This is a genomic window from Methyloferula stellata AR4, from assembly GCF_000385335.1.
In the GTDB taxonomy this organism is placed as follows: Bacteria; Pseudomonadota; Alphaproteobacteria; order Rhizobiales; family Beijerinckiaceae; genus Methyloferula; species Methyloferula stellata.
In genome coordinates this window covers 3,163,064-3,175,196 of sequence record NZ_ARWA01000001.1, presented here as the reverse complement: position 1 = coordinate 3,175,196, position 12,133 = coordinate 3,163,064, and the positions used below count along the sequence as shown (strand labels likewise).

The 12,133-nt window shown below is 58.8% G+C and carries 15 protein-coding genes; 11 read left to right on the top strand and 4 right to left on the bottom strand.

Going from position 1 to position 12,133, the window contains the following annotated elements:
- Positions 1–219: 219 nt before the first annotated feature.
- Positions 220–1,737, bottom strand: a complete 1,518-nt coding sequence (locus A3OQ_RS0115665) for a nitrogenase component 1 (protein WP_020176356.1) — start codon at positions 1,735–1,737, stop codon at positions 220–222.
- Between the two features lie 785 nt (positions 1,738–2,522).
- On the opposite strand from A3OQ_RS0115665, the gene A3OQ_RS0115655 reads away from it, so the two are divergent.
- The 4 genes from A3OQ_RS0115655 to A3OQ_RS0115640 all read left to right on the top strand — a co-directional run bounded on the left by A3OQ_RS0115655 (position 2,523) and on the right by A3OQ_RS0115640 (position 5,817).
- A complete protein-coding gene (locus A3OQ_RS0115655; protein WP_020176354.1) occupies positions 2,523–3,158 on the top strand; it encodes a MotA/TolQ/ExbB proton channel family protein in 636 nt (211 codons plus the stop codon).
- A 15-nt stretch (positions 3,159–3,173) separates the two neighbouring features.
- The gene (locus A3OQ_RS0115650; RefSeq protein WP_020176353.1) at positions 3,174–3,764 is read left to right on the top strand and encodes an ExbD/TolR family protein; all 591 of its coding nucleotides are present in this window, start codon (positions 3,174–3,176) and stop codon (positions 3,762–3,764) included.
- Positions 3,761–4,720, top strand: a complete 960-nt coding sequence (locus A3OQ_RS23710; protein ID WP_020176352.1) for a TonB family protein — start codon at positions 3,761–3,763, stop codon at positions 4,718–4,720. Before A3OQ_RS0115650 ends, A3OQ_RS23710 begins: the two co-directional genes overlap by 4 nt.
- 230 nt (positions 4,721–4,950) lie before the next feature.
- Positions 4,951–5,817 (top strand): hypothetical protein, encoded by an 867-nt coding sequence (locus tag A3OQ_RS0115640; RefSeq protein WP_152428481.1) that lies wholly within the window; start codon positions 4,951–4,953, stop codon positions 5,815–5,817.
- 113 nt (positions 5,818–5,930) lie between these two features.
- Here the strand turns inward: A3OQ_RS0115640 and A3OQ_RS22695 are convergent, their stop codons facing one another.
- Positions 5,931–6,572 carry a GNAT family N-acetyltransferase gene (locus A3OQ_RS22695; RefSeq protein ID WP_161607350.1) on the bottom strand — a complete coding sequence of 214 codons (642 nt, stop codon included), beginning with the start codon at positions 6,570–6,572 and terminating at the stop codon, positions 5,931–5,933.
- 202 nt (positions 6,573–6,774) lie between these two features.
- Here A3OQ_RS22695 and A3OQ_RS22690 point away from each other — a divergent pair, with 202 nt between their 5' ends.
- The 5 genes from A3OQ_RS22690 to A3OQ_RS22685 all read left to right on the top strand — a co-directional run bounded on the left by A3OQ_RS22690 (position 6,775) and on the right by A3OQ_RS22685 (position 8,718).
- Entirely contained in the window at positions 6,775–7,248 is a 474-nt protein-coding gene (locus A3OQ_RS22690; RefSeq protein WP_020176348.1) for a methyltransferase family protein, read from the top strand.
- A 154-nt stretch (positions 7,249–7,402) separates the two neighbouring features.
- Positions 7,403–7,633, top strand: coding sequence for a hypothetical protein (locus tag A3OQ_RS0115620; RefSeq protein WP_020176347.1), 231 nt, complete (start codon positions 7,403–7,405; stop codon positions 7,631–7,633).
- 24 nt (positions 7,634–7,657) lie between these two features.
- Positions 7,658–7,870 carry a hypothetical protein gene (locus A3OQ_RS0115615; RefSeq protein ID WP_020176346.1) on the top strand — a complete coding sequence of 71 codons (213 nt, stop codon included), beginning with the start codon at positions 7,658–7,660 and terminating at the stop codon, positions 7,868–7,870.
- Positions 7,871–7,969: 99 nt separating this feature from the next.
- Positions 7,970–8,422, top strand: a complete 453-nt coding sequence (locus tag A3OQ_RS0115610; protein WP_020176345.1) for a hypothetical protein — start codon at positions 7,970–7,972, stop codon at positions 8,420–8,422.
- 80 nt (positions 8,423–8,502) lie between these two features.
- Positions 8,503–8,718 carry a hypothetical protein gene (locus A3OQ_RS22685; protein ID WP_020176344.1) on the top strand — a complete coding sequence of 72 codons (216 nt, stop codon included), beginning with the start codon at positions 8,503–8,505 and terminating at the stop codon, positions 8,716–8,718.
- Positions 8,719–8,776: 58 nt separating this feature from the next.
- On the opposite strand, the gene A3OQ_RS25135 is transcribed toward A3OQ_RS22685, so the two are convergent.
- Positions 8,777–9,298, bottom strand: a complete 522-nt coding sequence (locus A3OQ_RS25135) for a hypothetical protein (RefSeq protein WP_020176343.1) — start codon at positions 9,296–9,298, stop codon at positions 8,777–8,779.
- Between the two features lie 302 nt (positions 9,299–9,600).
- On the opposite strand from A3OQ_RS25135, the gene A3OQ_RS0115595 reads away from it, so the two are divergent.
- Positions 9,601–10,299: a pirin family protein gene (locus A3OQ_RS0115595; protein WP_020176342.1), complete on the top strand. Its 699-nt coding sequence runs from the start codon at positions 9,601–9,603 to the stop codon at positions 10,297–10,299.
- A 170-nt stretch (positions 10,300–10,469) separates the two neighbouring features.
- Here A3OQ_RS0115595 and panE read toward each other — a convergent pair whose 3' ends face one another.
- Positions 10,470–11,390, bottom strand: coding sequence for a 2-dehydropantoate 2-reductase (gene panE / locus A3OQ_RS0115590; RefSeq protein WP_020176341.1), 921 nt, complete (start codon positions 11,388–11,390; stop codon positions 10,470–10,472).
- 225 nt (positions 11,391–11,615) lie between these two features.
- Here panE and A3OQ_RS0115585 point away from each other — a divergent pair, with 225 nt between their 5' ends.
- Positions 11,616–12,077 carry a MarR family winged helix-turn-helix transcriptional regulator gene (locus tag A3OQ_RS0115585; protein WP_020176340.1) on the top strand — a complete coding sequence of 154 codons (462 nt, stop codon included), beginning with the start codon at positions 11,616–11,618 and terminating at the stop codon, positions 12,075–12,077.
- Positions 12,078–12,133: the final 56 nt, after the last annotated feature.

Below are 12,133 nucleotides of genomic sequence, written 5' to 3'. Positions count from 1 at the left end.
TTTGTTAAGCTCCGCGCGTGAGGAGATCGGCCGATTCTTGGATCGTATAAAGATTTTTGTTTCATGGTCTGGCCCCCACAGCCGTTATTTTTGTTATGCGAGTGCTTGAGTTGCTCCACTTTGTGGAACGCTTTTTTGGACGTGAACTGTCATTGACGCGCAGCGGTACCTGCGGCCTTGAATCATTTGATTGTTGGAAGAAGGATGCGGACTAACGCATCAACCGCTCTCTTCGGGCCAAGGCGGTTTCACGAGCTTGCGCCATGGCGTGTTCAAATGCCGGTCGAGCGCGGTTGCGAGACATGCAAAGCCGTCATAGCCCCAGAACGCGTTGATCTGCTGATCGAGGAACGGAGAGAATGGAAGCGCGGCATAGCCGCGTTTGCGCCAATCGAACTCATCCCGCTTCGGATAGATCACATAGTCCGGTTTGGCTTCCGCTATGTAAGCGTCGACCGCTTTCTCGCTCGGCCGGCGCCGGTCAAGAGACACGCGCGGCGTTCGCCATACGCCTGTCTTGCCCGGCCAGCCTTTTTCGTTGCCCACTCTGAAGCCGAGAAGCCGATAACATTCGAGCAAGGTTTCGGGGTCGCCATCGAGATCGAGGACAAGCTTGTCCTGCAAACGGGGGCGGTAATAGGCGACAAGCGCATCAACCTTTTTCCGATTGGCGGCGATGACCATTTCGGTGCGCCGCTTAATCTTCCAATCGAAATGCGCTGCGATCGCGCGCAGGGAGGCATCGGTAGAGGAGGGGCCGCCAAAACAGGTCCAGACGAGGGGCGTGCCGAACCACCGCCGTAAAAATTGCGCGGAGCAACCGGGCAGGAATTCCAACGGAAGATCATGCCTATGAGCAAAGCCTAAAACCAGTTTGCATTGACGGATTCTTGCCAGATCGCTCGTCGATGATCCGGTAAATTCATGCACCGGATTAAGGCCGATATCGCGCAGGAGCTTGGATACCAGCCAGACATTCGCGGCGGCTTCTCGCCTGAAGGGTATTGCAACGTCATAGGACGTCGCGCGCGCGCCCGATTGATGAATTGCAGCGGCTCTTATGGCTGCCGCCTCGGCGTCGACGACCGTTGACGTTGGCCCAAACGTTGACGAGACGACCAGCTTTCCCGATTCTTTCGTCTTGGCTTTGGTAATTCCCAGGATGTTTGCGCCAACAAAGGTAAGCGGATCTTCGATCAGGATGGCGACACCACGCGCCATCGGGAAAAGCTCCTGAGCTTCGTCGAGCGATCTCTCGAGTTTCGCATCGCCACCACTGTCGAGATCAGATTTGGTCACATTCGTACACGCATGCAGAGCTGTGAAACTCTCAATGCCTTGTGCGAAGCCCGGCAGATTGATGCGAAAGTTCTGGCCAAACGCACCGCAGCCAACGGGTCCATGCGCCAAGGCCAGCATGTCGAGGCTCGAACCCCAACCCGCGCCGCTTTGAAGGAGGAAATGACCCCAGGCAAAGTTGAGCCTGCCAGCGTGCGGATGCGCGCGCGAGACTGGCACTTCGTTTGTATCGATCGAACCGACCTTTGTGAGAGCGAGAGCGTGGTTCTTCGGCGGTCGCCCCCGCGCGCTCTTCTTATAAGGAGTGATGCCGACTGAGGCCGGCTGTGGTCCATCCGCGGCGGCCGTGCCAGGCCAGGCAGGAATGCCGAAGGTGCCTTTAGCCGCACCGCTTTTCCAACGGGTTGGGCTCTTGGGAAGAAAAGGGTTACGCGACACTCTTGGACCATACGGTATAGTTACTTTACATAACCAAACCGAAAATGACGAAAGCCGTCAATCGAATTTGTTTTTGTCTGAAATGGATTACTTTATTGTCGAGAATGGAACAATAAAGTTGCCGATCTCTGACACTACGCTGGTTTATCCATTCTGCATTTACGTTAAGCATCGAGCCGTACCGGCCGACCAGCAGACGAGCAGAATGCATTTTTCTGCCGCTTAAAGGTTCAGTAACTTGGCTATATGCCGCTATATTGTAACCAATAGGCGTCGCGAATGTCTTCGGTTATGAGCCGCTTCAATCGATCCGGTTGCAAATCGCGAACATCATCGCGCACGATTTTCGGTTATCAGATTTTCGATCATCAATGGATAACGCAAGGACGCGCTCGACCCACGCGGCAGCATGGGGGACGCACCGATGGCATGATGATCGGCATCATCGCCGCTGGGAACTCTTCGGCTTTTCGGCCTTGCTGAATTCAATTTCAGAATCGCCCGTTTGCTTCCGCGCTTTTGATGTGAATGGCAAGATCAACGAACGCAGCTTGCCCGAACGCGGAGGTTTGTTGGCGCAAGAGACGGCGCCTCCATCGTCAACATGCGACAACATTGGGCGAGACATCGGATCTATCATATATTAAATAAATATAGCGTATCGGGAGTACATTTTTGCGCTCGTTAAGAGTGCAGATGAAATGGCAGAGCTTAAAGCCAACATGCTCCGAGTATCCGAAGGCGCTAGAGTCTTTACATATCGTAGCACCGTATAAGGGGGAGCCATGGAATCGACGAATGCCCTTAGCATCTCACCTGTCGATTTGTTCTGGGCGGCGGGGCCTGTCGGCAAGCTCGTGATGGCGCTTCTCATCGCGGCATCCGTTTGGTGCTGGTTTCTCATTCTCGAAAGCTTTTATGGTTTGACGCGATTGCGCCGCGCCGTGCGCAATGCCGGCAAGGGGCGCGCGAATAAGCTTGGAGGCATCTTCGCCGCGGGCGCCGAAGCCGCGCATCAACCCATCGACCAAGAGACGGCTGGCGAAAGACGCCAGCGCATTATGGAGGCCATGATGCGCTGCGCACGGATTTTGCTGGTGCGCGCGGAGGGCGGCCTGCCGAACCTCGCAGTGATTGCCTCCGTCGCACCTTTCGTCGGTTTGTTCGGAACGGTTTGGGGAATCATGACGGCTTTCTCCGGCATTGCCGAAGCCAAGGACACAAGCCTCGCCGTCGTCGCGCCCGGCATCGCCGAAGCGCTTGCCGCCACGGCCTATGGACTTGCTGCGGCGATCCCGGCGGCCTTTGCCTATAATCGGCTCGTGGCGTCCTTCACACGGCTTGGGCAGGAACTCTCCGATCTCGTCGAGGATCATGCGGTCGGCGTTCTGCGCGGCCGCAATCTGAAAGAAGCCGCGTAGAGAAGGCGAACACGCATGGCCATGATGTCGCCGAAGTCCGCAAGGGGCCTTTATCGTCCGCTCGCCGAAATCAACGTGACGCCGCTCGTCGACGTCATGCTCGTGCTTCTCATCATTTTCATGGTGACGGCGCCAATGCTCGCCTCCGGCATGAAGGTCAATCTTCCGCAGGCCAAGCAGATCCAGCCGCTCGATCAAAAGGCGCCCGTCATCGTCACTGTCGGTAAGGACAAAAGCTTGAGTCTTGGTCCAGACATCATCGAGCAAGATAAGCTCATCGACGCGATCCACGAGAAGCTTGGCAGCGACACGACGCAAATCATTCATCTGCGCGGCGACAAAGACGCTGCCTATGGCGATGTCGTCGCGATCATGGATCTGCTTGCAAGCAATGGGCTGACGCATATTGCGATCGTTGCCGACCCGCATACCAAAGCGGATACGTCTGCCAAAAGCGAGGCGCAGACCAAGCAGGACGCTTCCACAAGCCCCGCCGTCCGAACCAATGACAATGCAGAAGGCAAGGCTAGGCCAGCTGCTTCCGACGGCACTCGCATGCCGGCGGCTCCCGCGACACCTTCGGCTTCGGACCCATCACATCAATGACGCCTTCCGCCCTTTCGATCGAAACCTCTGCGGCGGAAACCGGCGCGGCTGTCGACGAGCCGATTGTCCCGGCGGCTCCCTTGGACATGTCATGGCTCAAGCCGGTTTGGTTGCGACCCTATCTTCTCGTCACTGTGCTGGCCGTGCATGTGGCAATTTTCGGCATCTTTCTCATCGCGCTGCAGGATGACGCGACGCCGATGCAGGAGGTCCAGGTCACGGTCATCCCTCAAGGCGAAGCGGTGACAGAGGTCTCAGCCGTCTCTGCACCGCAGACTGCGCCGATCGCTTCTCCAGATCCACCGGTCGACTCCGCCCCCGAAATTGCCGACAAAAACGATCCCGATATTTCAAAGCCGTCCGCCGCCGAAGTCACGCCGGAAGTCGCACCGCTCTTGAGCGCTGAATTGCCGAAGGTCGAGCAGTCTGACGCGCCGCCGCTCGCCGTTGCCAAACCGGATACGCCACGGACCGAGAAGCCAACGCCCGCACCGGCGATCAAAATCCTGCAGGTGCTCCATAAGAAGAAACAGCAGAAGGCGGCGCGCCAAGCGGCCATGCGGGCCAAGCGCCTCGCCGACGCACGCGCACATGCCAAACAGCAGGCGGCTGATTTCAGCGAGGGCGCGGAGGCGCGTCATGCGGGCGTTCGCGATGGCTCCGATCCTTCGGCGCGCATGTCGGAGGCAGCCTATGCGGGCCTCGTCTCGGCTGAGCTCGCCCGGCATAAAATTTATCCGGCTGAAGCCCGAGCGGAGGGTGCTCAGGGAAGGGTCGGCGTGGTCTTGAACATCGGCCCGTCGGGTGCGATCTTGTCGCACTCGATTACGCATTCATCCGGCAATAGTGCGATCGATGCCGCGGTCCACCAAATCGTCGCGTCGAGCCATCCGCCGCCGCCGCCCGGCGGCAGCTTCCGTGGCAGTGTCGGAATCAACTTCAACCTCGCACGTTAGCAGACGATACCGCGCGCTTTTGCTCATGCCGCGGCCCGCATAATCGTGATGCGACCAGACGTCCACTTGGGCCGAAAAGCGGGCATGATTACGTTCAGGGAGCGGGTGGAAAAGCGGACGCGGGCCTTTGTGTCTCATTCGATCTTGCATCGGGCCGCCATTTGCGGTCCCCGTGCCAAATCGCGACAGCACAGACCTGTCAGCCATAACGGCACTTAACCCGTAATAGGGTGAAATATTTTATCAATTTCTTCCTTTTACCCTGCGGAAACCGACCTCCATGCATTCAAGGGGCACATCCGTTGGTTAAAAGCGCACTAATGGATAAACAGGCCATGCACCGCTACAAGGTGTGGTTGCTTGCAAAAGAAAAAGCGGGTTTGGGCAACCCGGATACGGGTCAGAATCTCAGCCGTTCATCCAAGCAGGTCAACAAGCTCACCGATCTCGAAACATTGCTCCTGCTTTATAATTATGGGCGCCCGATGGACCTCGCGGTGGAAAGCAAGTTCACTCTGCCCAGCGGCGAGTCAGCCGCGTGCAAGACGAAAAAAGTCAGCTCGGAGTCGATCGATTTCGTTTTTAACCCGCCGTCTTCCGAGGCAATGACGACAGCACGTCCTGTCATGCCAGTCGGATCGGCGGTGTCTCTCGATCTCGACGAAGTGGGCGCTTGCGGCGGCGTTCTCACGTCGCATAACGAAGCCGGGTTCAGGGTCGCCGTCAATAAAGAGAACCGGAGTGCGGTCAGCACCAAGCTCGCTCATATCGCCGTCAAACGCGGCATTGGCGTCGACGCCACGAGCACCTTGAAAACCGGCGTTCCAAGAATTGAACCGGCCAATAAAAACTGCGCCTTCACCGATCACACCGGGATGCTAAGGACCGGCATGATCGTCAACCTGTCGCAGTTCGATGCGCTGATCAGGGCTTCGGCTACGATCATTCCGCCGATGGGGACGCGTATCGTTCTCCGGGGTCCTGTGTGGCATGGGGCCGACGTCATAAGCACCTTCGAAATTGGATTCATGGTGAAGTTTTGCCTTCCGATTCCGAACGACCAGTTTTCAGTAGCGCTCAGATTCACCGACGCTTAAGGGCGCCGCGATCCGCAGCGCCAGGCAAACTGTCGTAAAGGCGCCGGAAGGCTGAGATTTGGGGTCTCGTCGGACTCATCATATGAGGCACCTTTTTGCGGTGTGCCTCACTTTTACGACGCGTTCTCGCCGGCCTGTTCCGCGGAGCGATGGGCATCATAGGCTTCGACAAGGGCGAGAAGATCGCGTACGGCCTCGGGCATCTGTTCCGTGTCGAGCGACTTGGCGGGCGTCGTGGCTGTGAGCCTCGCCATCGTGAAGGCTGGGAGGAACGCGTCGCCGCGCCGTGCGAAATATTCGTGTCGCCCTTCGAACTTGAAACCGAATTTGCGATAGAGCGAGATCGCTGATTCATTGTCGCAAAAAACGATCAATTGGAGGCGGGTAATGCCTGCTAAAAGTTCGGATGCCGCGACGATGGCCTGCATCATCGTCGTGCCGATGCCGCGGCCATGAAATGCGTCATGCACGAAAAGGCTGACCCAGCCTGAATGGCTCTGCGAGCCGGGGCAAGGATATAATCCGGCAAATCCGACCGGCGTATCGTCAATCGTTGCAACCAAGTCGAAGGTGTCGGACCCACGGCTGCCGCACCAGGCTTGAACCTCATCCGCCGAGCCGAACGGCTCCAAAACCATAGCGCGCTGGCATAGCGGCTGGTTGAACATGGCAAATAGAGCTTCGGCATCGCGATTTTCTCTCCGCCTGAGCGAAACGCGATTGCTCGCGGCAGTTGAGTTTATCGAGTCCCGCATCAACATGGCCGAACCTTAACGGCTTTTGCTTTTTCCGAAATTGCCCGCGTGCCGATGCCGGCCGAAGCAATTGCAAACATTTTCATCCTGCATTTTTTCATTGATCCGGCTGGCTTGTGCGGAGCAAGCTCACGCTGGCGTGATCTGCGAATGATCGCGCAGCTCTCTTGCGACAGTTGATTTGTTTATGCGGAGGCACGAGATGTCCGTACGCGATGCGTCGAGTTCTTTTCCTTGGCCGCCGGTGATTTTTGCCACGGCTTTCGCGCTCGCGACATTGGCGGGATGGAAGGAGCCAATGCCGATTGTGCCGGAGGCCGCCCGCGGCTTCCTCCGCTTCGCCGGCATCCTCGTCATTCTCGCGGGCGTAGGTATTGCGCTCGCGGCGGAGTGGCGCTTCATGCTGGCGGGGACGGCGACCTTGCCGACGCGCCCCACCAGCATGGTCGTCAGCGAAGGAATCTATCGCTACACGCGCAATCCCATGTATCTCGGTCTGAGTTTGAGCGTCGCGGGCGTGGGTTTCCTGATCAATTCTTGGTGGTTTCTTGTGGTCTTGCCTTTGGCCGTCATCGCGGTGACCAAGCTCGCCATAGAACGCGAAGAGCGCTATCTCGAGGCCAAGTTCGGCCCGGACTATCTTGGCTATAAGGCCCGCACGCGCCGTTGGTTTTAGAGCATGATCTCTAAAAGTTGCAGACTTTCGGGATAAAGTTCATGCGTTAAGCGAAAGCCTGAGCACGCTCGCGCCTCAACTTGACGCCGAGGTGCTCCGCGGCATCGCAAGCGGGGCCGTGCGGGCTGTGATAGGCCGAAAGGGGGAATGCGGAATGGCCGGGAAGACCATTGAAGATTTGAAGTCATTGCGGGCCCAGCTCGTCGAGCGCCGCCGCCAGGAGGCTTACTGGGCCGTGGGGACGGGCCCATATAATGAAACGGGCCTGTCGAAACTCGCATTGGTGGATCGTGCCATAGGGGCTCTTGATGCGGTTATCGCCGAAGGCAAGGATGAGCCGGAAGAAGCGGAGGATGCCTCTGCCGGCAAGGCCGGTTTCGTTTAACTCTTGCGTTCAGAAGGAATATCGATGGCGACACGCAGCGGACGGCTTGCGGAATTCAAATTGGATCAGGAGCCTCAGCCGGGGTCTGATGTCGAATTATTGTGCGAGGATCATAACGGCACCTACTTGCTTCCCTTTCCCTGCCGGCGTGTCGAGGGTGCCTGGCTCAACAAGAAGACAGGCGAAAAAGTGCAGGCGGAAGTTGTCGGATGGCGGCCGTGGGGCACAGCGGCGTGAGATGATGAAAAGCGTCGAGTGAGCGTGTCGCCAGCCGTAGAAAGATCACAATGTCAACGTTAAGCTTGGTCGCTTTTGACACTGCAGCGATATGTGGCGATGCGTTTTGAAACGGCTTTCTTATGCGCCTTGTTCGTCGGATCGGGTCTTGGGCTTGGGGCCGCGCCCGCAAGAGCCGGGGACGATCTCATTCTGCCGCCGGACATGCGCGCATCCCCGCCGCTCGCAAATCCGTCGCCTCAGGCGGCCCCACCGCCGAAGCCTGAATCAAAACGTCAGAAGGCAAATGCGCCGAAGAGTGACGGCAAGTCCAAAATCCCGGCAGCGGCCGAGACATCAGATTCCGCGCAGCCACAGACACAACATGAGACGAAAGTCGGAAAGCCAAGCGCCAAGACCAAAGCCGACGACCCTGTCAGCCTCGACATGAAATGGAACGCCGCAAACAATCCCAATGCGGGTCCGGGCGGTCTGTTCGACGAGGTGAATAAAAACGTCAATGGCGGGACCGTTGGCACGGGCGCCGAGGTCGGTTTCAAATATAAATTTTAGAGCGGGATGCGAGCGGCGATCGTGTGTTTGGAACCAATCGCCACCGCCGGTCATATCCGGGTCCGATAAACGATAAGGACATGACGCACGTGATCAACGGCCAACCAGAGCCGGGAGCGCCCGATATACCCGTGCCGCCCGATCCGATGATTCCGCCGCCGCAGGCACCGGATATTCCGCCGATTCCCGGCGTCGAGGTCCCGCCGCCGCCGGATGAGGAACCAGGCACCAAGCCGCCGATCGAAGAACCGCCGCTTGATCCTGGTGCTCCCGACGATCCGTCGAAGAGCCGATGATTGTTTCAGTCAGGACGTAGCCGCCGCGCTTAGCCTAGCTGGCGCGGCAGGTCCGCACTCAATAGGGCATCATGCTGGCGAGGCCCGCCATTCCGCCCATGCCGCCTGACATGCTGCAAATATCGGGGGGCAGGCTGCCGTTTCCGCAGGCCATGGCCAAGCCGCCCATGACCTGCCGCGCGATGGCCATGGCTTGCGCCGATTGTCCGTAGCCGCCATAGCCATGGCCGTGATGGCGATAGCCATAACCCGATGCCGCATATCTGCGGTGATGGATGACGCGGCCGTCCGCGGCAACATGGGTGGTGACGATGACGCGCTCATGCCGGGGCGAAGCGGCTTCACTCGGACCGGCGCTGGCAAATGTCGCCTGGCACCGCGCGCTCAGCCGGGACCGATTGGCCTTCATGCAGGCGGTGACGCGGCCGATATCCGGAATTTCCGATGAGCACAACCGCATCGCGTCGGGCGTGCAGGCAGCGCGCTGCTCGGCGGTGGCTTGTGCCTGCGCGCTTGCAAGGCCAATCAAACTGAAAGCTGCCAAACTGAAAGTCGTAAGAACAAGGCGTTTCGTGATCATGAAAGCACTCCTGGCGTCGGTCCGGGCTAAGACGACATCTTTGTGTGGTCCTTGAACCAATTTGGGACTGCTTAAGCCTCTGCTCTGTGCGAAAAGTCACGGACCGTGTGCCGGCGCACAAGCGACCGCATTGTTGGCTTCGACGAACGTCAGCTTTTCTGTTTTTTCGAATGAATTGAGCGATATTATCCCGCTTTTCGGAAAAGATTGGCGCGACTACATCAATGCTCGAAAGACGGTCCGGGCCTCACACGGAGGACGGGCCGCGGCTGGCCCTATTCGGGCAGACCAGGAGACAGACAATGATCGAACTTCGTCCTTATGGCAGCCTTGGCGGGCAAAACCACGGCTGGCTCGATGCCAAGCATCATTTCTCATTCGCCAATTATTTCGATCCGGCTCGGACCCATTGGGGGAACCTGCGGGTTTGGAACGACGATACGATCCAGCCGAAGGGTGGTTTCCCGCCGCATCCGCACCGCGACATGGAGATCATCACCTATGTCCGCAAAGGCGCGATCACGCATCAGGACAATCTCGGCAACCACGGCCGCACGGAGGCAGGCGACGTGCAGGTGATGTCGGCTGGTACCGGCATCGCGCATTCGGAATATAACCTCGAAGACGAGCCGACCACGCTCTTCCAGATCTGGATCGAACCGACGAGGACCGGGGAGAAGCCGAGCTGGGGGGCGCGGCCTTTTCCTAAAGGCGAGCGGGCAGGGCGCTTCGTGACGCTCGCCTCTGGCTTTGCAAATGACGATGACGCGCTGCCGATCCGCACCGATGCGCGCGTCGTTGCCGCGACGCTCAAAGCCGGCGAGAGCGCCGAATATGCGCTCGGCAAAACGCGCCGCGGTTATCTCGTGCCTGCGAAAGGTGCAGTCGAGATCGACGGCGTACGGGTGAATGAACGCGACGGTGCCGCGATCAAAGATGTTGAGACGCTGAAAGTGGTCGCGCTCGAGGACAGCGAAATCGTTCTCGTCGACGCGGCGTAAGGTTCGAGCTCAAACGGTTGGGCGCGCACCTTCTCCCCTTGCGGGAGAAGGTGGCCCTCGCGTCAGCGAGGGTCGGATGAGGGGGTAGACCTCTTCAATTACCCCCTCACCCGGCAGGCTCCGCCTGCCACCCTCTCCCGCAAGGGGAGAGGGTTCGCGCTGCCGTTTTACTATTTCACCAGCCGGTTCTGATAGACGCAAAGATTCGTGTAAGCTGTGGCGAGCAATGGCGTGGCGACGCCCGCCTTGCGGGCGCGGGCGAGAAGATCGCCGACGATCTGATCGGCTTCGATCGGCGCGCCCTTTTGCAGATCGCGGTACATGGACGAGGTCTGCGGCGAGCCTTTCGTCGTCAGGATCGCTCTGACCTCCGTAAGAAAGCTTTCGCTCGGCTGCGATCCGACGGCTCTCACGGTCGCGACGACCTCATCCAAAAAGCGATGCACGAAATCCGTGCCGCCCGATGCCGCCTCGATCTCGCCGATCGTGCCGCGCATCAGGCAGGTGACGCCGCCGAGCGCGGCAAGGTAGATCCACTTTTCCCACATTTCGCGAGCGATATCGGACGACAGGCGCGCATCGAAACCGGCGTCTTGCATGAATTGATCGAGCTCTTTCATGCGTGGCGAGAGAGCTCCGTCCATCTCGCCATAGGCGAGATCCTGGAAAGGCGCGATTTGCAGGATGCGGCCTTCGATGTCGAGCGTCGCTGCGACCTTGCAGACGCAACCGACGGTAGCCTGTTTGCCGAAGCGCGCGGCGAGCGTATCCATATGTTTCATGCCGTTCAAAACCGGCAGGATCATGGTCTGCGGGGCGACGGCGGGCGCGAGATTATCGAGCGCGTCATCGAGCGAATAGGCTTTCACCGTCAGCAGGATGACGTCATACGGAGCTTTGATCTCGCCGGCAGTGACGAGCTGCGGCTTCAAGGTGAAATCGCCATGCGGGCTTACGACCTGCAAACCCTTTTCTCTCAAGAGCGCGGCGCGGGCAGGGCGGACAAGAAAGGTCACGTCGCGACCGGCCTGAGCGAGCCGTCCGCCGAAATAGCCGCCGGTCGAACCGGCGCCGACCACCAAAAGACGCATGGTTCTCTCCCACAGATTAAGTATTTCAACGCTTGATAACTATCGGCATATGCTCATATTATTCTAGGCGCCTGCTCTTATTTCTCAAGATCGCCGCGGAACGAATGCTTTGGCATACGCCTTATCCAGCCGTCACATCAGCTTGAGTGGAGAAACCGCGTGAAGCCCGTTCAAAAAGCAAAACAGGGTAAAGCCGCTGTGGCCCCACGAACCCGGAAGCCCGCGTTGAAAATTCCGGAGCCTGGCCGCTGCAACGGCTTGTCGCTGCGCAAGGCAACCCGCCGCGTCTCGCAACTCTACGATGCTTTTCTGACGCCTTGCGGCTTGCGCTCTACGCAGCGCTCGATCCTGCTCCAGATCGCACGCAGCGGCACGCCAAGCATGGGCGAACTGGCGGATGCCCTTGTCCTTGACCGCTCGGCGCTGGCGCATAATCTGAAGCCGCTCGAACGCGACGGCCTCGTCGAAACGATCATCGACCCGGATGACGGACGCGCGCGGCTCGCCGTTCTCACCGATGCCGGACGCGCCAAGCTCGTGCAGTCCATGCCTTTGTGGGAAAATGCCCAGCATTGTTTCGAGAAGGCGTTCGGTGTGAGGAATGCCGAAGCGCTGCGGACATCACTGGCCTTCCTCGCATCGGATAAATTTACGCGAGCCTTCACGCGGGCCGAGGCAGCCCGCTGAATATCGTTATGATGTTCAAACGAAGTCGGATGAGGCGGGTTCAGGCGGCCTCTACG

Coding starts and splice junctions, on each gene's coding strand:
- A3OQ_RS0115655 (WP_020176354.1), top strand. CDS start 2,523: ATGGAATCGACGAATGCCCTTAGCATCTCACCTGTCGATTTGTTCTGG.
- A3OQ_RS0115650 (WP_020176353.1), top strand. CDS start 3,174: ATGGCCATGATGTCGCCGAAGTCCGCAAGGGGCCTTTATCGTCCGCTC.
- A3OQ_RS23710 (WP_020176352.1), top strand. CDS start 3,761: ATGACGCCTTCCGCCCTTTCGATCGAAACCTCTGCGGCGGAAACCGGC.
- A3OQ_RS22695 (WP_161607350.1), bottom strand. CDS start 6,572: ATGCGGGACTCGATAAACTCAACTGCCGCGAGCAATCGCGTTTCGCTC.
- A3OQ_RS22690 (WP_020176348.1), top strand. CDS start 6,775: ATGTCCGTACGCGATGCGTCGAGTTCTTTTCCTTGGCCGCCGGTGATT.
- A3OQ_RS0115620 (WP_020176347.1), top strand. CDS start 7,403: ATGGCCGGGAAGACCATTGAAGATTTGAAGTCATTGCGGGCCCAGCTC.
- A3OQ_RS0115615 (WP_020176346.1), top strand. CDS start 7,658: ATGGCGACACGCAGCGGACGGCTTGCGGAATTCAAATTGGATCAGGAG.
- A3OQ_RS0115610 (WP_020176345.1), top strand. CDS start 7,970: ATGCGTTTTGAAACGGCTTTCTTATGCGCCTTGTTCGTCGGATCGGGT.
- A3OQ_RS22685 (WP_020176344.1), top strand. CDS start 8,503: ATGACGCACGTGATCAACGGCCAACCAGAGCCGGGAGCGCCCGATATA.
- A3OQ_RS25135 (WP_020176343.1), bottom strand. CDS start 9,298: ATGATCACGAAACGCCTTGTTCTTACGACTTTCAGTTTGGCAGCTTTC.
- A3OQ_RS0115595 (WP_020176342.1), top strand. CDS start 9,601: ATGATCGAACTTCGTCCTTATGGCAGCCTTGGCGGGCAAAACCACGGC.
- panE (WP_020176341.1), bottom strand. CDS start 11,390: ATGCGTCTTTTGGTGGTCGGCGCCGGTTCGACCGGCGGCTATTTCGGC.